The 22,034-nt window shown below is 62.9% G+C and carries 16 protein-coding genes; 8 read left to right on the forward strand and 8 right to left on the reverse strand.

Features of this window, described 5'->3' with window-relative positions; all coding sequences use genetic code 11:
* Positions 1–4: 4 nt before the first annotated feature.
* From C8267_RS05960 to C8267_RS05975, 4 genes are all read left to right on the forward strand, one after another.
* Positions 5–970 carry a methylenetetrahydrofolate reductase gene (locus C8267_RS05960; protein WP_106634011.1) on the forward strand — a complete coding sequence of 322 codons (966 nt, stop codon included), beginning with the start codon at positions 5–7 and terminating at the stop codon, positions 968–970.
* A 343-nt stretch (positions 971–1,313) separates the two neighbouring features.
* On the forward strand, positions 1,314–2,414 hold the full coding sequence (locus tag C8267_RS05965; protein ID WP_106634012.1) for a M20 metallopeptidase family protein: 1,101 nt from the start codon (positions 1,314–1,316) through the stop codon (positions 2,412–2,414).
* Complete coding sequence (rnr, locus tag C8267_RS05970) at positions 2,414–4,663, forward strand: ribonuclease R (protein WP_106634013.1); 2,250 nt, start codon at positions 2,414–2,416, stop codon at positions 4,661–4,663. The genes C8267_RS05965 and rnr overlap by 1 nt, the downstream gene beginning before the upstream one ends.
* Positions 4,664–5,338: 675 nt before the next feature.
* The gene (locus C8267_RS05975) at positions 5,339–7,057 is read left to right on the forward strand and encodes a hypothetical protein (RefSeq protein ID WP_106634014.1); all 1,719 of its coding nucleotides are present in this window, start codon (positions 5,339–5,341) and stop codon (positions 7,055–7,057) included.
* Positions 7,058–8,319: 1,262 nt separating this feature from the next.
* Here the strand turns inward: C8267_RS05975 and C8267_RS05985 are convergent.
* The 8 genes from C8267_RS05985 to C8267_RS06020 all read right to left on the reverse strand — a co-directional run bounded on the left by C8267_RS05985 (position 8,320) and on the right by C8267_RS06020 (position 17,607).
* Positions 8,320–8,772: an ATPase gene (locus tag C8267_RS05985; RefSeq protein ID WP_087362260.1), complete on the reverse strand. Its 453-nt coding sequence runs from the start codon at positions 8,770–8,772 to the stop codon at positions 8,320–8,322.
* A gap of 35 nt (positions 8,773–8,807) precedes the next feature.
* The gene (locus C8267_RS05990) at positions 8,808–10,664 is read right to left on the reverse strand and encodes a V-type ATP synthase subunit I (RefSeq protein ID WP_234025707.1); all 1,857 of its coding nucleotides are present in this window, start codon (positions 10,662–10,664) and stop codon (positions 8,808–8,810) included.
* Positions 10,661–11,269 carry a V-type ATP synthase subunit D gene (locus tag C8267_RS05995; protein ID WP_106634016.1) on the reverse strand — a complete coding sequence of 203 codons (609 nt, stop codon included), beginning with the start codon at positions 11,267–11,269 and terminating at the stop codon, positions 10,661–10,663. Before C8267_RS05995 ends, C8267_RS05990 begins: the two co-directional genes overlap by 4 nt.
* An 11-nt stretch (positions 11,270–11,280) precedes the next feature.
* Complete coding sequence (locus C8267_RS06000; protein WP_087362263.1) at positions 11,281–12,600, reverse strand: V-type ATP synthase subunit B; 1,320 nt, start codon at positions 12,598–12,600, stop codon at positions 11,281–11,283.
* 11 nt (positions 12,601–12,611) lie between these two features.
* Positions 12,612–14,366, reverse strand: a complete 1,755-nt coding sequence (locus C8267_RS06005) for a V-type ATP synthase subunit A (RefSeq protein WP_106634017.1) — start codon at positions 14,364–14,366, stop codon at positions 12,612–12,614.
* A gap of 13 nt (positions 14,367–14,379) precedes the next feature.
* On the reverse strand, positions 14,380–15,210 hold the full coding sequence (locus tag C8267_RS06010) for a DUF2764 family protein (protein WP_106634018.1): 831 nt from the start codon (positions 15,208–15,210) through the stop codon (positions 14,380–14,382).
* 2 nt (positions 15,211–15,212) lie between these two features.
* Positions 15,213–15,830 carry a hypothetical protein gene (locus tag C8267_RS06015; RefSeq protein WP_106634019.1) on the reverse strand — a complete coding sequence of 206 codons (618 nt, stop codon included), beginning with the start codon at positions 15,828–15,830 and terminating at the stop codon, positions 15,213–15,215.
* Positions 15,831–16,170: 340 nt separating this feature from the next.
* Complete coding sequence (locus C8267_RS06020) at positions 16,171–17,607, reverse strand: DUF4301 family protein (RefSeq protein WP_087362267.1); 1,437 nt, start codon at positions 17,605–17,607, stop codon at positions 16,171–16,173.
* 96 nt (positions 17,608–17,703) lie between these two features.
* On the opposite strand from C8267_RS06020, the gene murB reads away from it, so the two are divergent.
* The 4 genes from murB to C8267_RS06040 all read left to right on the forward strand — a co-directional run bounded on the left by murB (position 17,704) and on the right by C8267_RS06040 (position 21,953).
* Positions 17,704–18,714, forward strand: a complete 1,011-nt coding sequence (gene murB, locus C8267_RS06025; protein WP_199792083.1) for a UDP-N-acetylmuramate dehydrogenase — start codon at positions 17,704–17,706, stop codon at positions 18,712–18,714.
* Positions 18,715–18,817: 103 nt separating this feature from the next.
* Complete coding sequence (tilS, locus tag C8267_RS06030) at positions 18,818–20,164, forward strand: tRNA lysidine(34) synthetase TilS (protein ID WP_106634021.1); 1,347 nt, start codon at positions 18,818–18,820, stop codon at positions 20,162–20,164.
* A gap of 2 nt (positions 20,165–20,166) precedes the next feature.
* Positions 20,167–21,237: a DNA polymerase III subunit delta gene (gene holA, locus C8267_RS06035; RefSeq protein ID WP_106634022.1), complete on the forward strand. Its 1,071-nt coding sequence runs from the start codon at positions 20,167–20,169 to the stop codon at positions 21,235–21,237.
* A complete protein-coding gene (locus C8267_RS06040; protein WP_106634023.1) occupies positions 21,234–21,953 on the forward strand; it encodes an aminotransferase class IV in 720 nt (239 codons plus the stop codon). Before holA ends, C8267_RS06040 begins: the two co-directional genes overlap by 4 nt.
* Positions 21,954–22,034 lie beyond the last annotated feature (81 nt).

The raw sequence follows: 22,034 nt of genomic DNA on the forward strand, positions 1-22,034 counted from the left end.
AGAAATGAACGTTACCGACATCATCAACCGGGCGCTCGAAGAGCGGAAGACCCGTTTTGCCTTCGAGCTGCTGCCTCCCCTCAAGGGCGACGGCATGGGGGGCGTCTTCGGGGCCATCGACCCGCTCATGGAGTTCGACCCGGCCTACATCAACATCACCTTCCACCGCGAGGGCATCAAGCAGACGCAGCGCCCCGACGGCGGCATCGAATGGCACGTCGTGCGGCGCCGTCCCGGAACGGTGGGCATCTCGGCCGCTATCGAGAAGCGCTACGGCGTGACGACGGTCCCCCACCTCATCTGCGGCGGGCTCTCGAAGTACGACATCGAGGATGCGCTCATCGACATGGACTTCCTGGGGCTGCACAACGTGCTGGTGCTGCGCGGCGACAAGTCGCAGAACGAGCGTCACTTCATGCCCCACCCACAGGGCCACGCCCACGCCGTGGACCTCGTCCGCCAGATTGCGGCGATGAACCGCGGCGAGTTCGTCGACGGCGAGGTGGAGGTCTGCCACCACTCGAAGTTCTCCATCGGCGTGGCGGGCTACCCCGAGACCCATCAGGAGGCCGCCTCGCCCGAGAGCGACATCGCCTTCCTGAAGGCCAAGGTCGACGCCGGCGCCTCGTACGTCGTCACGCAGCTCTTCTACGACAACGCCCGTTTCTTCGACTTCGTGCAGCGCTGCCGCCAGGCGGGCATCACCGTGCCGATTATCCCCGGCATCAAGCCCCTGTCGACCGTACGCCACCTCACGCTGCTGCCCCAGACCTTCGGCTGCCACATTCCGTGGGAGCTCGAGCGCGAGGTGCTCGCCCACCGCGACGATGCGAAGGCCGTGCGGCGCATCGGCACCGAGTGGGCCATCGCCCAGAGCCGCGAGCTGAAGCAGGCGGGCGTCCCCGTGCTCCACTACTACCCGATGGGCAAGGCCGAGAACATCATCGAGATAGCCCGGACCATCTTCTGACGACGGGCCGCCGCAGCCGGACGCCCGAAAGGGCCCGACCCCACCGTCCCGGAGCCCCCGGCAACGCCGCCACCCGAAGACCCCGACCTTGTCGTCCCCGGAGTTCCGGCAGCGCCACCCCAAAGACCTCGGAAACGCTGCCCGGAGGCGGTTGCGGCCCCATCCGCCCCGAAAAAAGAGCCGCGGGATGTTTCCTTAATTCGGAAACAATCCCTATCTTTACGCAACCTTCGGCACGGCGGCGGTCGCAACGACCCCCTCTGCGCCGCGGATGCATCTGCGCCGGAGAGGCTCCGCAGCGCACAAACATTTTGTATTTCAAGCCGATTTCAACAACAGAGACATGACCCCCGTCGAATTTCGCCGTCACCTGCATGCGCAACCCGAACTCTCGTTCGAAGAGCGCCAGACCGCCCGCTTCATCTCCGAGGAGCTCACGAAGCTGGGCATCGAGCACCGGCCCATCGCCCGTACGGGCGTTCTGGCCCGCATCGAGGGGCACGGCAACCTGCGGCGCGCCGTCGTGCTGCGCGCCGATATCGATGCACTGCCCATCGACGAGCAGTGCGACGTGGCGTGGCGTTCGCAGCACCCCGGCGTGATGCACGCCTGCGGCCACGACGTGCACGCCGCCGTACTCTTCGGCGTGCTGCAGCAGCTAGCCGCCGCGCCCGACTTCGAAGGTACCCTCTTCGGGCTCTTCCAGCCCGGCGAGGAGTGCAACCCGGGCGGCGCATCGCTCGTGCTGGCCGAGAACCCCTTCGAGGGGTATGACGTGCGCGCCTTCATCGGCGAACACGTCGAGGCGCGCATGCCGGTCGGCACGCTCGGCTTCCGCGCCGGGAAGTACATGGCCGCCAGCGACGAGCTGCGCTTCACGCTCCACGGCACGGGCGGCCACGGCGCCATGCGGCAGCAGCTCAAGGACCCCGTGGCGGCGGCCGCCGAGCTGGTGACGCGGCTGCTGGCGCTCAACAGCGAGGAGTGCGTGCTGTCGATTGGCCGCGTCGAGGCCGACGGCGCCACCAACATCGTCCCCGACAAGGTCTACATGGAGGGGACGCTGCGCACCTTCGACGAGCGCGAGCGCACCATCATCCAGCAGCGGCTGCGCAACATCGCCGCCGACATCGATGCCCGCCACGGCGTGAGCACCGGGGTCGACATCAACCGCGGCTACCCCTGCGTGGTCAACGACGAGGTGCTCACGCGGCTGGCCGTGCTGGCGGCCAAGCCCGACTTCCGGGTCGAGATGCTCCCGCTGCGCACCACGGCCGAGGACTTCGGCTTCTACTGCACGAAGTATCCGGCGATTTTCTACCGGCTGGGCGTCGGTCCCGATGCGGGACGTCCCCATACGGGCACCTTCTGCCCCGACGAACGGGCGATTCCCGCGGGCATCGACTTCATGAAACGTCTCGCCCTGCAAATATTCGAAAACTGATGACACGAAAGACGAAAACCCGCTCCGCCAAGGGTGGCGGAAAGCAAGACCGCGAGGCCGTCATTCTGGGCCTCTTCCGGGAGTTTCCCAACAATAAGTTCACGCTCAAGCACCTGGCTTCGGTCTCGGGAGGCGCCTCGAAGGAGGGGTGCCGCGAGACGTTCGACATCCTCGAGCGGCTCTTCGACCAGGGCATCGTCGAGGAGTGCTCGCGCGGCAAGTACCGCCTGACGAACTCCCACCTGCCCCACTACGAAGGCATCGCCGACATGACCTCGAGCGGCTCGCTCTACATCCGCGTCGAGGGGCTCGAGGAGGATATCTTCGTCAACCAGCGCCATGCGGCCAACGCCCTGGACGGCGACCGCGTGGAGGTGGCCGTCCTCCACAAGTCGCGCGACGGCAAGATGGAGGGCGAGGTGACGCGCATCGTCGAGCGGAGCCGCAAGCCCTATGTCGGCGTTGCGGAGGTGGGGGCCCACCAGATTTTCGTCAAGCCCGACTCGCGCAAGATGCCCATGGACATCTTCCTGCCCAAGAAGAAGTATCCCCAGGTCAAGGACGGCGAGAAGGTGGTGGTCCGCATCGCCGAGTGGGCACTCGGCAGCAAGAGCCCCGTGGGCGAGCTGGTCGACGTGCTGGGCCTTGCGGGCAACAACGACACGGAGATGCACGCCATCCTGGCCGAATACGACCTCCCCTACCGCTTCGAGCCCGAAATCGAGGAGGCGGCCCAGGCCATCGACGGCCGCATCACGCAGCAGGAGATTGACCGCCGACGCGACTTCCGCCGCGTGACCACCTTCACCGTAGACCCGGCCGACGCCAAGGACTTCGACGACGCGCTCTCAATCCGCCGCATCAGCGACGGCGTATGGGAGGTGGGCGTCCACATCGCCGACGTGACGCACTACGTCCATCCCCACGACACGATTGACACCGAGGCCGAGGAGCGCGGCACGTCGGTCTATCTGGTCGACCGCACCGTTCCGATGCTTCCCGAGCGCCTCTCGAACGAGCTCTGCTCGCTGCGGCCCCACGAGGCGAGCCTCTGCTTCTCGGCCGTCTTCACCATCAACGAGAACCTCGAGCTGCTCGACGAGTGGTTCGGCCGCACGGTCATCTATTCGGACCGCCGCTTCACCTACGCCGAGGCGCAGGAGGTCATCGAGACCGGCAAGGGCGACTATGCCGAGGAGATTCTGACGCTCAACCGGCTGGCCCAGGCGCTGCGCCGCGAACGCTTCAAGCACGGCGCCATCTCGTTCGACCGCGAGGAGGTGAAGTTCCGCCTCGACGAGTCGGGCAAGCCGCTGGGGGTCTACATCAAGGAGCAGAAGGAGTCGAACCAGATGATTGAGGAGTTCATGCTGCTGGCCAACCGCCGCGTGGCCGAGTTCTGCGGCCGCCGCAAGACCGAAAAGGGGCGCCATGTCGAGCGTACGATGGTCTACCGCGTCCACGACACGCCGAGCGAGGAGAAGCTCGACCGCTTCCGCCAGTTCATCCTCCGCTTCGGCCACATCTTCAAGGCGACCAAGGGGCGCGCCGTAGCCAAGGAGCTCAACAAGCTCTTCGCCCAAATCAAGGGCACGACCGAGGAGAACGCCGTGACGACGATGGCCGTCCGCTCGATGGCCAAGGCCTACTACTCGACCGACAACATCGGCCACTACGGCCTCGCCTTCCCCTACTACACGCACTTCACCTCGCCCATCCGCCGCTATCCCGACATGATGGTCCACCGGCTGCTGGCCCGCTACCTCGAAGGGGGCCGCTCGGCCGACAAGGAGACGCTCGAGAAGCTCTGCGTGCATGCCTCGGAGCGCGAGGTGATAGCCGCCGAGGCCGAACGAGCCTCCATCAAGTACAAGATGGTGGAGTTCATGAAGGAGCGCATCGGGCAGGAGTTCGACGGACACATCTCGGGGCTGACCGAGTGGGGCGTCTATGTCGAACTGGACGAGACGCACATCGAGGGTATGTCCTTCCTGCGCGACATCCCGGGCGACTACTACGCCTTCGACGAGCAGCGCTACGAGATTGTGGGGCGCTCGACGGGCCGCCGCTTCACGCTGGGCGACGCCGTGCGCATCCGCGTCAAGAGCGCCGACCTGCGCAAGCGTCAGCTCGACTTCGAGCTGGTGCTGCCCGATGCGGCACCGAAGGCCGCTCCGGGCGGGCCGTCGCCTTCGGACGAGCACCAGGCTCCGGCTTCACACGGACGCCGTCCGCACCGCAGACACTGAGCGCATACCTTATTTATAACCATACACCCCGACGGCAAAGCGGCTCTGCGCCAGGGACCACGGGGTTCGGCAACGGGCGGGAATCCGGCACATACGGATTCCCGCCCGCTTTGTCTGCACCGCTCCCGCACCGGCCGGGAGTTCCGACACGGTCGAATTCGAAAGCTATTCGAAAGTTATTCAAAATCAGGGCAACCGTTCCTTACACTCCGCCTGCGCCAATATCCGAAATCGGTCAACATACACAAAAGCGTCCATCGACACGCACTGTATTGAGAAAAAAAGTTTTCAGTCAAAAAAGATAAAATTCGGGATTGCCGTTTTGAAAAAAATTTCGTAATATTATTGCGGCCGTGTTGTTTGAAGACCGGGTCGGTCAGGCGTATACCGCCCCGGAGAGAGCCGACGCCCCCTCCCCCGTTTCGCAGGAGCGGGTTTCGTTTTATAAACCAACCAGCATAGAGTAACCCAACGATAATGGCCGAACGAGGGGCCATTTAATCCTCCGCAATTGTTTAACCCCCTTAAGTACCTTTTATGAAAAACCCATTTCTCAAGTTTCTGCTGATGGGCGCCCTGCTCGCAGGCGCAGCAGGATGCTCGGAGGACAACACCTAAGGTGCGGCACCAAGCTTCGCCATCACGGTTCCGACGTCCGAAAACTATCAGGTCACCGTGGCTGAATCGGCCAAAGCCGGCGACGAAGTTCCCCTGAGCATTGTTCCGGCCGAAGGCATGGAAATCGTTACGGTCCACTATAACGAGGAGCCCTGCACGTTCGTCTCCTCGGATGCCGAGACCAACACCTTCAACTACACCTTCACGATGCCGGCCAGCGACGTGACGCTCAACATCGAGGTGCGTGAAATGGCCCCGACCGAGTATTCGATTTACTACGACAACTCCGACACCTTCAACTTCGTGAACGTTCCCCAGTCGGCCGTTTCGGGAACCGAGATTACCTTCTACGTCAACGTCACGGACCTTTCGCTCGGTATCACCAGCATAGCCTACGGTTCGGAGCTGGGCGAGTTCTGCAAGCAGGAGGGCGACGTGAAGCTGCAGCCCGACTACAAGCAGTACACCTTCAAGTTCACGATGCCGGCTCACGACGTATCTCTGGACGTTACCACCGCTACCGAGTACAACGACATCACGCTTGAAGGCGACGATCACGCCTACATCAACATGCTCAACGCCCTGGTAAAGGACGACAACGGCGACCCCGTGCTCGACGAGGACGGCAACAAGATGTACCGCGGTTTCTACAATCAGGTCGTACAGTTCACCTATGAGGTCGACCTGGGCTACAACTACTCGGTAACCATCGTCGGCAAGCGCACCGGCACCCACTACGAAGACCAGACGATTTTCGAGGACAACGGCTGGGACTTCAACAGCTACTGGACGCTCGTCATGCCGGCCGAGCCCCTCACCATGACCATCAAATCGAGCGAGAAGAACGACTTCGTAGGCAAGGCACTGGTCGGCAACTACAAGGGCTTCTTCATCAACACGACCCAGCTCGGCAAGCTGGAGCGCTACGACGCCACGACACTCGAGGCCGAGATTAAGTCGAACACCGCATTCTCGGTGAAAACCACCGACGCAAACAAGTTCGACTTCCAGGGCATGATTAGCTACGACGAGTCGACCAAGCAGTTCGCATACGACGCAGCATCGTGCGAGTTCTACGGTCTGTCGGGCCGTTACGACGATGAGATGACCGTCGCATGGGTAAGCAACCTGCTCGAGGATATGCCGGACAACGTCCGCTTCTACATCATGAGCAAGAACGACCTTTCGAGCTTCATCTCGGCCGGCAACGCAGGCGGCAGCAAGTACCTGCTCGAGGTCAAGACGTCGACGGGCACCGCATACTACCTCTTCGAGCGCGAGGGCTACCAGCTCACCAAGGTTGACATGGAGTTCACCAACGGAGAATCGCTCGGCGACGCTTCGGCAACGGGCTTCGTTATGAAGGAGGGCGAGAAGCTGCTCCAGTACACCTATGACGGCAGCACGACGAACCTCATCGAGAAGGGCAAGGAGGCCGGCAGCTATAAGCCTGCAAGCGGCTCGGGTGACGAGCTGGTACTCGACGGCTTCGGCGGCGGCAAGATTGGCACGAAGGAGGGTACCTACACCATCTCCGACGGCATCGTTACGCTGACCTGCGACGGTCAGGAGACCAAGTACAACATCGACATGAACGCCAAGACCTACAGCCTCATCGCCGATGAGGGCGAGTGGAACGGTCCCACCGACTTCTATGTCGAGGGAAGCCAGCTTGCCCACGATGGCGGCAAGGATGTCAAGGGTTGCATCAAGATATCAATTGACAAGAATGCCATCGGTAACCCTGACAAGGGTAAGGCCTACTTTGTCGCTTAATCTGCTTTTATGTTACAAATCTACTCTTTTTATGCGTAACTGTCAGATTAAGTCTTGACTAATTCAGGTCAGACAATGTCCCCGAGCCGCATGCTCACCCGCAGACACTTTTTTTGTCCGATAGTATAGAAAATGTCAGAACAAGTCTTGACTATTACAAATGAGGCGCAACGCCGCGTTCAACGAATCAAAGAGGAGCGACAATCCTTCACGGATTGCCGCTCCTCTCTTTTTTGTCTCCGTTGACCACGCGCAGGCCCCACTCCCCGCGGTATATTATCCGGGCGATTAGCCCCTCCTTACGCTCCCGGCGGAGGAGAGCGAATGCCGGCTCACCTTTCTCTTCCCCTCACTTTTTCCTCACCTTTCTCCCCGACCTTTCTTTCTCACCTCCCCCTTCACCTTTCTTCCTCCTTTTCCTCTCCTTTCCTCACCTTTCTCCTCCACTTTTCTCTCCTCCACTTTTCTCCCCTCACCTAGCTCCTCCAACCGGCCGACTTCGGCATCGGCGTCCTGCCCGTTTCCCGGCAGTGCACCCCGTCCTCAACTGCCCCGCCCCCCACACAGACTCTCGACCAATATGGACTAACACCTCCATGCTGCCGGCTCAACCAGTGCAAGGCAACGAATAGCATGGTGAGGGGGGGGCGGAGGAGATGGACGGGGAGGATGGGCAAAGGGGATGGACAAAGGAGATGGACGGAGAGGATGGACGGAGAGGATGGGCAAGAGGGATGGGCAAAGGAGATGGACGAAGGGGATGAGCGAAGGGGATGAGCGGAAGGGATGGGCGGAGGAGATGGTCGGAGGAGATGGATGCGGCGGGCCCCAAACCAAGGGAGACAGGCGACGCTGAGGCGGGAATCCTAAGAATGGACAGTGCAGCGGCGAACAGAGGTCAAGAGAGTCAGGAGGCAGGAACAAAAGCCGACGAACGGCTGGGTCAAGAAGCGGCAGACGGGAGACAGGGCCGGAAAACGCCGGCACAAGGGACTGGGAACGGCGAGCTCAAGGGGTCGAGAACGTTGACAAAAGGAACCGAAAACAGCGAGCTCAAGGAACCGAAAACGCCGGCAAAAAGGACCAGGAATGACGAGCTCAAGGAACCGGGGACACCGGTAGTAAAAGGGGTGAAACCGACGGAAGCAAAATGAGCAATGGACAGCGGCGCAGCGACGGGCACAAAAAACGGCGGCAACAGCGGCACAAAAAAAACGGCCGGAACCCCAAGCGGGTTCCGGCCGTCAGGCCGCGTCGTGCGATTAGCGTACGATGTTGGCAATCAGGAAGGTGGCAGCCACCGTCAGAATGGCGTAGAGCTCCGGGAAGGCGGCCAGAATCAGCGTCTTACCCATCACGTCGTGACCGTTACCCACGGCTGCAATACCGTTGGCGCAGACCTTGCCCTGATAGATGGCAGCGGCGAAGTTCACGATGCCGACCAGAATACCGGCACCCAGAACGGCGCAGGCCTGAACCATCGAGGGGCTCGAAAGGAAGCCCTGTACCATGAAGAAGCAGACGAATCCGTAAAGGCCCTGCGAACCGGGAAGCGCCGAAAGAATCATGTAGCTACCGAAAGCCGAGTTGTTCTTTTTCATGGCTCCGACCGCCGCCTGGCCGCAAATCGAAGTACCGATGGCAGAACCGATACCTGCCAGACCTACCATCAAGGCCACACCGACGTAGGCCAATACCAAAGCTGTTGTTTCCATAGTTTTAGAATGAGTTTTGTTGTTATTGTTGTTTTTTACTTATCCATTTTGCGCAGCGGGTCGAACGAGCGGGGGCCCATTTCGAAGCCTGCATTCTTGTAAAACTCCACAAACGTCAGACGCATCGGGTGGACGAACGACGAGATGGTGGACATGAAGAGGTTGATGCCGTGACCGATGAGCAGAATCGGCAGCATGATGAGAATCCGGCCCACAATGCCTGCATCGTCGGGCACGAAGCCCTCGGCCAGCGAGTTGAAGACCAGCGCCAGCACACCGCCCGAGAGGCCGATGGCGAAGAGGCGGATGTACGACAGCACGTCGCTCAGGAGACCCGTCACGTTGTTGTAGAAGTTCCAGACACCTGCTCCGAGGTTCAGCAGCGGGTTGCGGCCCGGCGAATTGAGGAAGAGCATGAGGAACACACCGATGCCGAGCACGGCGTAGAAGGCCGGCGACGAGGTGGTGAAGCCCGGAATGACCCACGCCTCGTTGAGCATCGGAAGACCTCCGGCTACCGAACCGCCCAGCAGGATGAGGAACCATCCCAGCGAGCCGAGCGCGTGGCTGATGCCGAAGGTGCGCGTCGTGGTGACGATGCTGATGAGCATGCCGAAAAGAATCTGCACCATGCCGATGGCCAGTGCCACGGAGAAGAAGTTGTTCTGGAAGTCGTAGAAGCGGAACAGCGGTTCACCGTCGGCACCCGTCGGCACCCAGCTCTGCATGCTTACGCCGAAGAACGACCCGCAGAAGCCGCCGAAGAGCACCGTGGCGATGGCGCACATCGTGGCGAACCATGCGGCGCGGCGCATCATGCCCGGCTTGCGGTTCTTGTGAAGCATCCAGAGGCCCATGGCCAGCAGCACCAGGCCGTAGCCGGCGTCGTTGAGGCAGATGCCGAAGAAGAGCATGTAGAAGGGGGCGAAGTAGGGCGTCAGGTCGATGGTGCCGTACTTCGGACGGGCGTACATGTCGCCCACCATCTCGAAGATGCGGGCGAACCAACCGTTGCGCAGCTGCACGGGGGTGTTGTCCTCGGGCGTGGGGTCCGACTTGATGTAGACCACGTTGGGATACTGCTCCAGCAGGGCGTCCACCCGCTCGGAGGTTGCCTTTTCGGCCCATCCCTCCAGAACGAGCAGCGTGCCGTCGGCCTCCTGACGGGCCGTCTCCGTCACGCGGAGCGACTGCAGACGCTCCTTGAGCGACGCGGCATGCTCGGCGAGCAGCTGCTCCGAGGCGGCGACGCGCGAGAATTCGGCGTCGAGGGCCTCAAGCCGTGCCCGCGTCTCGGCGATGCGGCGCTCCGCCTCGCGGATGTCCATCGTCGGGGCCTTCATCTCCTGAGCGTCGAGGTTCACCTCCTGGCCCGGAGCGGCGACCACTACAAAGTAGGCCGTCGACTCACCGCGGTGGATGAGCTCGAGCGTATACTCTTCGGCCCACTCGGCGGCATACTTGTCGTAGGCCGAGGCGGGTGCCGAGAAGTAACGCAGCACGATGCCCTGCTCCGAGAGGCGGCGCAGGCTCTCGACCGAGAACTCGCCCCAGGGGCGCAGCTCGTCGGCGCTCTTCTCGAGGCGGGCGATTTCGGCATTGAGCGCCGCAGCCTGCTTCGAGGCGGCCGCATAGTGGCGGTAGGCCTCCTCGCCCGTGGAGAAGGGTTCGGCGTCGGCCTTGAAGCGCTCCTTCTCCTCGCGGAACGTCCGCAGGAAGTCGGCCGCCTTGGCGTGGCCTTCGATGTCGAGCAGCAACTGGCGGTCCTCCTCCGAGGGCTCCCAGCCCGTCGTGGTGATGTCGACCAGACCCAGTTCACGCAGCCGTTCGATAAAGTCCTCGCTCTGTGCCGCATAGAGCACAAAGTCGTATTTCGACATTTTCGCTATCATAACATCGAGCCCTCCCCGGCCTGCTGCTGTTTGGTCTTCACAATCTTCTGGGCGGATTTCGAGAGGTTCTCCTCATCCTCCATGAAGCGTTTGATTTTACGTATGGCGTCCTCGTACCCCGGTATCTGCACCTTTTCGTACAAGTTCACCTTCTGAGTGGTTTTGCGACGTGCGAAATCCAGAAGCTCCATCTTGCGGTTGTAGACCTCGTACTCGATGCCCAGACGTGCCAGGCTCTTGAGAATCTCCACTCCGTCGGCATACCACACCGGCGAGGAGAAGAGGTCGTAGGGCTTCTGTTCGAACTTCACCTCGGAGAGCTGCGGCGTACGGACGCCCGCAATCTTCTGAACCGAAAGTTCGATGTCCGCAATGCGCAACAAGTCCGTATCGAACTCTCCCCACAGCGACACCATGTAGTCGTAGCGCTGCTTGAGCGCCTCCAACTGCCGCTGGTAGTCGCCGGCGGAGTCCTTCGCCTTCTTGACCTCGGAGCGCAGGGCCGACTCCTTGCTCTTGATGGTAGGGAGCGCCTTCTGCCGCATCTTCAGCTGCTTGCCGAGTTCGCCGAGCGAAGTCTTGTTGTATTGAAACTTGATTGCCATTGCTCCGTAGCTTATGCTTTCCAGTATTTCTTGATGAGCTCCTCCTTGATGGCCACCTCCTCACGCGAGAAGTACTTGGCGAAGAGCGTCCAGGCCGTATCGAGCATCTCGGTGATGCTGATGTTCACGTCGATGGCCAGCAGCTTCTCGGAGTAGTCGTGGGCGAAGCGCAGCGTACGCTCGTCGTAGTCCGAGAGGTCGAAACCGTTCTCGAGCTTCGTCTTGGCGTTGGCCGCATCGGCGTAGAGGCGCACGCAGGCGTTCATCACCTGGGGGTGGTCCTCACGCGTCTTCTTGCCGATAACCAGCTGCTTGAGTCGCGACAGCGAACGGAACGGGTCGACGATGACCTTGCCCGTATCGGAGTCGTTGCGCAGGAAGAGCTGACCCTCGGTGATGTAACCCGTGTTGTCGGGCACGGCGTGGGTGATGTCGCCGCCCGAGAGGGTCGTCACGGCGATAATCGTAATCGAACCGCCGTTGGGCAGCTGCACGGCCTTCTCGTAGATTTTCGCCAGGTCCGAATAGAGCGAACCGGGCATCGAGTCCTTCGAGGGAATCTGGTCCATACGGTTCGAGACGATGGCCAGCGCGTCGGCGTAGAGCGTCATGTCGGTGAGCAGCACCAGCACCTTCTCGCCCTTGTCCACGGCGAAGTATTCGGCGGCCGTCAGCGCCATGTCGGGCACGAGCAGTCGCTCGACGGGCGGGTTCTCGGTCGTGTTGACGAACGAAACGATGCGGTCAAGCGCACCGGCGTTCTCGAAGACCGCCTTGAAGTAGAGGAAGTCGTCGTTGGTAAGACCCATGCCGCCCAGGATAATCTTGTCGGCCTTGGCACGCAGCGCCACGTTGGCCATCACGGCGTTGTAGGGCTGGTCGGGGTCGGCGAAGAAGGGAATCTTCTGACCCGTCACGATGGTGTTGTTCAGGTCGATGCCAGCGATACCCGTGGCGATGAGCTCCGAAGGCTGGATACGCTTGAAGGGGTTGACCGTCGGGCCGCCGATTTCGCGCGCCTCGCCCTCCAGCTGCTCGCCGCCCTCGAGCGGTTCGCCGTAGGCATTGAAGAAGCGGCCGGCGAGGTTGTCCGAGACGCGGAGCTTCGGGGGCTCGCCGTGGAAAATCACCTCCGAGTCGGTGGCGATGCCCTCCGTGCCGGCGAACACCTGCAGGGTGACGTTCTCACCCATGATTTTCACCACCTGAGCCAGCTTGCCGCCGACGGTGGCCAGCTCGTCGTTGCCGACGCCCGACGCCTTGAGCGTCACCGTGGCCTTGGTGATGTTGTCGATTTTGGTATATATCTTCTGAAATGCACGTGTTGTCATATTCTTCCGCTTTATTTGGATTGTTCACTCACATACTCCACGATTTGCTTGCGGTAGTTCTCGAACTTCTCCGACTTCCACTCCGAGTAGTTCATCTGGCGGAAGAGGTTGATGAGTCCCTTGAAGAACTGCGAGCACTGCTCGAAATCGGCGAAGCCGAAGTCCTTACGGCAGATGTCAAGCACCATCTCGTACATCATCTTCTGACGTTCGATGGGGCAGTTGGCGTCGATGTCGTCGAAGGCGTCCTGCTGCAGGATGACGAAGTCGAGCAGCTCCGACTTCCAGAAGCGCTCGTGGTACTCCACGGGCACGCCGTCGTCACCCAGGATGTTGATTTGGTCGTTGGCCTCCTTGCCGCGCTGGACAATCGTCTTGCCGGCATAGACCATGTCGACCCAGTTCTTGCCGATGTGCTCGTCGAGGTACTCGCGGATTTCGGGATACTCCAGATACTTCGAGTAGGAGTCCAGCGGGTCGATGGCCGGGTAGCGCTTCGAGTCGGCGCGGCCCTGCGAGAGGGCGTAGAAGCAGCGCGCCGCCTTCTTGGTCGACTCGGTCACCGGCTCCTTGAGGTTACCGCCGGCAGGCGACACCGTACCGAGGAAGGTTACCGAACCCGTCTGGCCGTTGTAGAGCTTCACCAGACCGGCACGTGCATAGAAGTTGGAGATGATGGCCGAGAGGTCCATCGGGAAGGCGTCCTGACCGGGAAGCTCCTCCAGACGGTTCGACATCTCACGCAGCGCCTGGGCCCAGCGCGACGTCGAGTCGGCCATGACCAGCACCTTGAGACCCATCGAGCGGTAGTACTCGCCGATGGTCATACCCGTATAGACCGACGCCTCACGCGCGGCGACGGGCATGTTCGACGTATTGCAGATGATGATGGTGCGCTCCATGAGCTTGTGGCCCGTACGGGGGTCGACCAGCTCGGGGAACTCCTTGAAAATCTCGACCACCTCGTTGGCACGCTCGCCGCACGCCACCATGATGATGATGTCGGCCTCGGCCTGCTTCGAAATGGCGTGCTGAAGCACCGTCTTGCCGGCGCCGAACGGGCCCGGGATGAAGCCCGTACCGCCCTCGGCCATGGGGTTGAAGGTGTCGATGGCGCGCACGCCCGTCTCCATCACGCGCGAGGGGCGCGGCTTCTCCGTATAGCAGCGGATTGCCTGCTTGACGGGCCACTTCTGGACCATCGTGATGTCGTGGTCATGCCCTTCGGCATCGGTCACCACGGCCACCGTGTCGGTCACCTTGTACTTGCCGGGAGCCGCCACGCTCTTGACCGTATAGGTTTCGGTCATCGTGAAGGGGACCATAATCTTGTGGGCCACCCACTGCTCCTGCACCTCGCCGAGCCACGATGCGGCCGAGACCTTGTCGCCGGCCTTGGCCAGCGGCTTGAACTCCCACAGCGCCTCGAAGTCGACCGGGTCGGTAATCGAACCGCGGGCGATGAACAGACCGTCCATCTTCTCGAGGTCGTTCTGCAGACCGTCGTAGTTGCGCGAAAGCATGCCCGGGGCGAGCGTCACCTCGAGCATGTGGCCTTCGAATTCGACCTTGTCGCCGATTTTGAGGCCGCGGGTGCTGTCGAACACCTGCACATAGGCGTTGTCGCCCACGACCTTGATGACCTCGGCCATCATTCTGGTATCTCCGACGTACACGTGACAGATTTCGTTCTGGCCCACGGGTCCGTCGGCCTTGACAATCACGATATTGGAGATGATACCGTTTACACGTCCTGTAGTTTTCATCGTATGATTGTTTTTACTTATTTATCAACTCCTTGCCGTCCAGCTCGGCCAGCAGCCGGTTGAACATCTCGCGACCGCGCGCCGCATCGAGCCGCGCCCAGCGGGCCACGATGTTGATGCGGACCAGATACGAGAGTATGGCGTTTATATTGAAATAGTCGAACGTCGCCAGCTCGGAGGCCTCCTCCCAGCGGACCAGGTCGATTTTGCGCTCCTTCTCCATGAGGTTGGCCTCGTCGGTCATCGCCGCGATGACCGAGTCGATGAAGGGAAGTTCGCCCCGCAGGCCGAAATCGGCGGCCGAGCTGCGCTGCAGCTGTTCGGCCACGTCGCCTCCCCCCACGACCACCTCCTCGACCGGGCGCGAGGCGGCGCGGGCGGCCAGTGCGGCCATAACGTTGCGCAGCGTGCGGTCGAATTCGGACCAGGCACGCAGGAAGCGGCTCCGCGAGCGGCGGCAGGCGGAGTAGTAGGCGGCGAAGAGCGTCGTCTCGAAGCGGCGCGACGTATCGACCTCCTCGGCCTCCTCGCCTTCGGGGTCGGCGTAGGCCTTCACCACGCGGGCGATGCCCTGCGGCAGACGCGACGGCGCCTTGAGCTCCTGCTCGAGCTCCTCGCGCGAGAGGTTGCCCAGCGGGTTGTGGGCCGAGCGGCCCGCCCGCAGCGCGAGGATGTTTTCGCAGTCGTAGTAGCCGTAGAGCAGACGCACCTCCGAGGCGTCCGACGCGCAGACCCCGTCGAGAATCTCCTCGACGATGCCCTTCGCATCAAAGCCCTTGGTGTCGGCGTCGAGCGCATACTCGCGCAGTCCGGCGACCAGACTGTAATAGTTCCGCGAGGACATGACTATTCGGCCTTAAAGAGAAGTTCCGACACCTTGTCGCGGAGGTACTCGCCCAGCAGCGCGTCGAAATCCGCGTCGGAGAACGAGATGTAGTAGCCGCCGTCCTTGGCCGCCACCTTGAATCCGCTCTTCACATCCTTCGAATAACCCACCTCGATGCCGGCGGCCAGCAGCTCCTTGACGCTTGCGGCGAAGGCGGCATCGAACTCCTTGCGCTGAGCCTCGGGCAGCAGGGCGCGGAGCTCCACCTTGCCAGCGTCGGCTCCGTTCCAGTTGCGGGCTACGGCCAGCAGCATCTCCTTGAGGAAGGCGGGGTCCGCTACGCTCTGCTTCACCCCTTTCGAGATGCTCCGGGCGACAATCGCGCCGCTCAGCTCGGCCTTGATTTTCGAGACGGCCTGCTTGCCGGCGAGCGAAATCTCGGTGAGCGTGTTCTTGGCGACATCCTCAGCCTTGGCCTCGGCCTGCTTGACGATGCCGGCCGCCTGATTGCGGGCCTCTTCCACGATGGCGGCAGCCTGTGTCTTGGCTTCGGCGACCAGACGTTCCGCTTCGGCGCGACCTTTCTCCAGCCCCTCGTCGTAGAGTTTCTGGGTCAATTGTTGAAGTTTGTTTTCCATTTTGTTATACAGTTTAATCGTCGATTTTCATTTTGCGCACACAAATATAGAAAAGTTTCTCCACAAACCGCATCCGAATGTAACAATTTATTCTCCAAAGGAACAATATCGTCTGCAAATCGACAAAATTCGGTCACAGAAGCTGTCGAACCGCAAGACGGAGCGGCCTGCAGGGGACGAAAAAGGCGGCGGAAGCAACTTCCGCCGCCCGAACTTCATGCGGTCCGAGATATTACCCGGGTATTTTCCGGGAGGCCTCGCGCGGAGCTCCGCACAAGGTGCAGACGAGGAGCACCGGAGCGTTACGGGGATACCTCTCCGGCAGCCGCACGCCGTCCCGTCACTGCTGATGCTGGGGGCGCAGCAGGTCCTGGACCACCTTCACGGGCGAGAAGGTGGTGATGGGCACGTCGACGAAGATGGTGTTCCAGCGCGCCATGGCTCCGTTCCAGAGGCCCGGCAGCTCCTGGGCGCGCAGCGGACGGCCGCCGCTCGACTTCGACGAGATGAAGCCCGTCGAGGGGTCGGTGTAGCGCCTCAGGTCGAACTTCCCGCCCGAGACGTTGCGCACGCCGCAGACCAGGTCCACGGGGTTGAAGTGCGTGGCCTGCTTCATGAGCGGCATGTCGTCGGGCGAAATCTGGCTCGACTCGGCAATCTGCAGCGACTGCGTGCCGTCGGGGTTGCCCACCCAGAAGGGGCCGCCGCCCGGCTCGCCCTCGTTGCGGACCATGCCGCAAAGGCGGATGGGGCGGTCGAGCACCGCACGCAGCAGCGCCGCATCGTATTCGGCGGGCAACTTCACGCAGAGGCGCTGCTCGATGAAGCCGGCTACGGCGGTGAGGTCGGCCGTGCCGGCATCGAGCGCCCGCAGGTGAGCGAAGGTCTCCTGCTGCAGTTCGAGCAGCAGGCCGGCCAGCACTTTCTTATAAAGGACCGTGTCGCCGCGGCGGGCGTCGGTGGTCACGTTGTCGATGTTCTTGATGAAGATGAGGTCGGCGTCGATGTCGTTCAGGTTCTCAATCAGCGCGCCGTGGCCCGCCGGACGGAAGAGCAGCGAGCCGTCCTCCTGACGGAAGGGGGTGTTGTCGGGGTTGACGGCGATGGTGTCGGTCGAGGGCTTCTGGACCGAGTAGGAGATGTCGTAGCGGATGCCGAAACGCTTCTCGTAGGCGGGAATCCGCGCCGCAAGCAGCGACTTGAACTCCTCCATGTGTTCGGGCGAGACGGTGAAGTGGATGCGCGCCACGCCGTGCGACGAGGCGTATGCGGCCCCCTCGACCAGATGCTCTTCGGCCGCCTTGCGCGCCCCTTCGGGATAGGCGTGGAAGGTGACCAGCCCCTTGGGCTTCGAGCCGTAGCCGAGCCCCTCGCCGACGATGCAGCGGACGATGGTCTTGTCGTCGGCGCCGGCCGGCAGCACGGCCTTCAGTTCGGGCCAGAAGGCGAACTTCTCGATGTTGTCGAGCAGCGTGTCGATGCCCTTGCCGCGCTTGTCCTCGTTGATGAACTCGAAGAGCTCCTTGAACATGCGCGTCGCGGCGCCCGACGCCGGCACGAACTTCACCACGCCGAGGCCTTCGGCCGCGCGGTCGTAGCGTTCGGCCGCAGCCTGAGCCTCCTCACGGGAGAGCACGCGCACGCCGTCCCCGGGCGAGGCGGCGCGGACGACCTTCAGAAAGGGGAATCCCCGGCGGAAATTTTCGAGTTGCTGTTCCACGGCCTCGGTCGTGAGTCCGTGTTGCTGTATTTGAAGCAGGTCTTCGGAGGTAAACATGGGTTTATGGGTTTTGGTTTTCGTTTTCGGTGTTTGGGGACCGGTCATCGGGTTCCGTGTATCAAAGTTATAAAATAATTCCTAACTTTGCACATCATGATTCGAGAATTTGAGCATATCGACCTGCGCGACCGCAACAGTTTCCACGTCGCGCAAACGGCTGCCCGTCTGGTTGAATTCGAGACGCCGGACGAGCTGCGCGAACTCTTCTCCGCCGGCGCGCCGCGTCAGTGGTACGTCCTCGGCGGCGGCAACAACATACTCTTCACGCGTGACTACGAGGGGGTGCTCTTCTGCCCTGTGGGCGAGGGCATCACGACGCTCGGCGAGCAGGGCGGCACGGTCCGGCTGCGCGTCGAGGCGGGCGTCGAGTGGGACGTGCTGGTGGCCTGGAGCGTCGAACGGGGGCTCTGGGGCCTGGAGAACCTCTCGCTCATTCCCGGCAAGGCGGGGGCCGCGCCGGTGCAGAACATCGGGGCCTACGGCTGCGAGGTGAAGGATGCGCTCGAGAGCGTCGAGATGTTCTGCGTCGAGACGGGCAACATGCTGGTGATGGATGCCGCGCACTGCGGCTTCGGCTACCGCGAGAGCCTCTTCAAGCATGCGCTGCGCGGCAAGGTCATCATCACGGCCATCACGCTGCGCCTGAGCCGCACGCCGCGTCCGCGGCTCGAATACGGCGACCTGCAGCGTGAGGTCGAGGCGCTGGGCGGACCCACGCTCGAGCACATCCGCGAGGCGGTCTGCACCATCCGCCGCTCGAAGCTCCCCGACCCGGCCGTGACGGGCAACGCCGGCAGCTTCTTCAAGAACCCCGTCGTGGAGAAGCCCGTGGCCGAACGGCTGCGCGAGAGCTATCCCGACATGCCGCTCTACCCCGCCGCCGACCCGACGAAGGTGAAGCTGGCGGCCGGCTGGCTCATCGACCGCACCGGGCTGAAGGGGTACCACGAGGGGCGCGTCGGCGTGCACGACCGCCAGGCGCTGGTGCTCGTCAATCTGGGCGGCGCCACGGGCGGCGAGGTGCTCGCCTTCGCCCGCAAGGTGCAGGCCAAGGTCCACGAGAAGTTCGGCGTGGCCATCGACACCGAGGTGAACATCCTCTGAGCAAGACACCGGGCGGGGCCGCCCCGGCGGCCCGCCCCACTACCGAATCCCGACGCGGCGCCGAGGCTCCGCGCCACACACCTGCAACCGAACCCTTTTGCCTATGGCACATCTTCTGGACTCCTTTCAACGCTACATCGCCGTAAACGAACTGCTTCCCCCGGGCGGACGCGTGCTGCTGACCGTCTCGGGCGGCGTGGATTCGATGGTCATGCTCACGCTCTTCATCCGCAGCGGCTACGAGGTGGGGGTCGCCCACTGCAACTTCCAGCTGCGCGGCACCGAAAGCGACGAGGATGAGGTGCTCGTAGCCCGGCAGGCCGCCCGCTACGGCGTCCCCTGCTACAACCGCCGCTTCGACACGGCCGCCGAGATGGAGCGTACGGGCGAATCGATGGAGATGGCGGCCCGCCGCCTGCGCTACGCCTGGTTCGACGAGCTGAGCCGTCAGTACAACTATCCGGCCATCGCCGTGGCGCACCATGCCGACGACTCGATTGAGACCTTCTTCATCAACCTGCTGCGCGGTACGGGGCTGCGCGGGCTGACGGGCATCTCGACCCAAATCGGCCGCGTCATCCGCCCGCTGCTCTTCGCCTCGCGCAAGGAGATTCTCGAGTTCGCCGTAGCGGAGCACATCCCCTTCCGCGAGGATTCGTCGAACCGCTCGACCAAATACCTGCGCAACAAAATCCGGCTGGGGCTCATCCCCCGCATCCGGGAAATCAACCCCAAGTTCACGAGCCTGATGCGGAGCAACATCGCCCGTCTGACCGACGCGCAGCTCTTCATCAACCACGGCATCGAGCGCATCCGCGCCGTGGCGGTCACCTCGGCCGACGGGCTCGACACGATTCTTCTCGACCGCATCGACCCGGCCTTCCCGCGCAACTTCGTGGTCTACGAGCTGCTCAGCTCGGCCTACGGCTTCAAGGGCGACGTCATCGACTCGCTCTGCCACGCCCTGGACCACGGGACGACGGGGCGCCGCTTCTACTCGCGCGAATATGTCGCCTGCACCGACCGCGGCAACATCGTCGTGGGGCCCATCCCGGCCGGCGACGACTGCATGACCACCGTCGAGCGGGGGGCGCCGCGCAGCTACTGCGGCAATTCGGTGCTCTACTTCGAATACTGCGACATCGACACCATCGAGAACTTCGGCGTGCCGGAGCACATTGCCCAGGTCGACGTCGACAAGCTCCGCTTCCCGCTCACGCTGCGCCGCTGGCGTGAGGGCGACTGGTTCATCCCCTTCGGCATGACCGGCCGCAAGAAGCTGAGCGACTTCCTGAAGGACGCCAAGGTCTCAGTGGCCGAGAAGGGGCGGCAGTTCGTGCTGCTCTCGGGCGACGATATCGTCTGGGTGGTGGGGCGCCGCATCGACGACCGCTACCGCCTCACGCGCGAGACGGAGAACGTGCTGCGCATTACCAAGGAAATTGTCTGAACATGGCCAAGGGTGCTATCAAATTCCGCGACTCGGCCACCGAGTTCGAACGGCTGACGGCCCAGGTGGCCGCCCGCCGCTTCGCCCCCGTATACCTGCTCATGGGCGAGGAGAGCTACTTCATCGACGCGCTGTGCGAGCAGCTCGCAACGACGATTCTCGACGAGGCCCAGCGCTCGTTCAACCAGATTACGGTCTACGGCCGCGACACCGATGCGGGGCAGGTGGTGACGCTCTGCCGCCAGATGCCGATGATGGGGGCCTGCGAGGTGGTCATCGTCCGCGAGGCGCAGCAGCTCCGCGGGCTCGACAAGCTGGCGCTCTACACGCAGAAGCCCTCGCCGACGACCGTTCTGGTCATCTGCCACAAGGAGAAGAGCGTCGACAAGCGCTCGGCCCTCTACAAGAGCTGCGCGGCCAACGGTGCGGTGCTCGAATCGGTCCGCCCGCGCGACTACGAAATCGGGCCGTGGCTCCAGCAGTTCATCGCCGCACGGGGGCTCGCCATCGACCCCAAGGCGCTCTCGATGCTGACCGACCATCTGGGCACCGACATCACGAAAATCGCCAACGAGCTGCACAAGCTGGTGGTCTCGCTGCCCGAGGGGACGCGCCGCATCACCGACGCCGACATCGAGGCCAACATCGGCATCTCGAAGGAATTCAACAACTTCGAACTCTGCAAGGCGGTCGCCTCGCGCGACATGGCCCGGGCGCTGATGATTGCCGACAACTTCGCCCGCAACCCCAAGGAGCACCCGCTGCTGCTGACCGTCATGGCACTCTTCGGGCAGTTCCGTGACTACTTCACGGTCAACTACCTGCGCTGGCTCAGCCGACGCCGCGGGCAGCCCTTCCCGTCGGATGCGGAGCTGATGCGGACGCTGCGCAAGAGCAACGTCTACGCCGTGAACGAAATCAAGCAGTTCTCCGCCGCGTGGGACAACCGCAAGGTCTTCCGCATCCTGGGGCTGCTGCGCGAATACGACGCCAAAAGCAAGGGCATCAACACGGGCGGCGCGCCGGACGGCGAACTGCTGCGCGAACTGCTGCTCAAAATCTTCCTGCTGTGACCGACGTATACCTCTACCAGACCATCCACCTGCTCGACGGCTTCTGCCGCAACCTCGCGGAACATCTGGCCCTGCTCGACGGCTGGGCGCGGAGCCTCTTCGGCTTCAGTGTGCCGCTCGACGAGGAGCAGGCCCGGCGGATGCTCTGCGAGGAGGCCCGGCGCAACGCCCCCGCGGGGTGCGACCGCTCGCTCTTCGTCCGTCTGGCGGTGGACGACAGCGGCGAGGTCGACTGTTCGTTCCGCGGCATCTCGCTCTACCGCGGCTACGCCCACCGCAGCATCACGCCCGACGCCGTGACGCTGCGCTATGCGCTTCCCTTCGGCGAGGGGCCCACCTCGGCCCGCGAGGCGGCCGCGGCGCTGGCCCGTCAGCAGGCGCAGGCGGCCGGTGCGCAGGTGGCCGTGCGCTGCGACGAGGCCGACCGGGCGCTCACGGCCGACGATGCGCCGCTCTTCGCCCTGCGCGGCCATACGCTCGTCACGGCACCCGCGCCGCAGAGCGTCGAGCGGCAGACGGCACTCGATGCCGCCCGGAGGGCGGGCTTCGAGGTGGTAGAGGAGCCGCTGCCGCGCCGCATGCTGCCGATGTTCGACGAGCTCTTCTACGTCGACTGGCGCGGCGTGACCTCGCTTGCCCACTGCGACGGAGAGCCCTTCATGACGCTCCTGTCCGAACGCATCGCCGAGGCGATGGAGGCCCGCTATCCCATGTAGTCCGGCGACCCGCCGGCACATCTGCACCCGCCGTCCCGGGCGGACATCTTCCCGGCCCGGGAGGAAATTTCCGCAGCCCCG

Source organism: Alistipes sp. Marseille-P5061 (genome assembly GCF_900290115.1).
Lineage (GTDB): Bacteria > Bacteroidota > Bacteroidia > Bacteroidales > Rikenellaceae > Alistipes > Alistipes excrementigallinarum.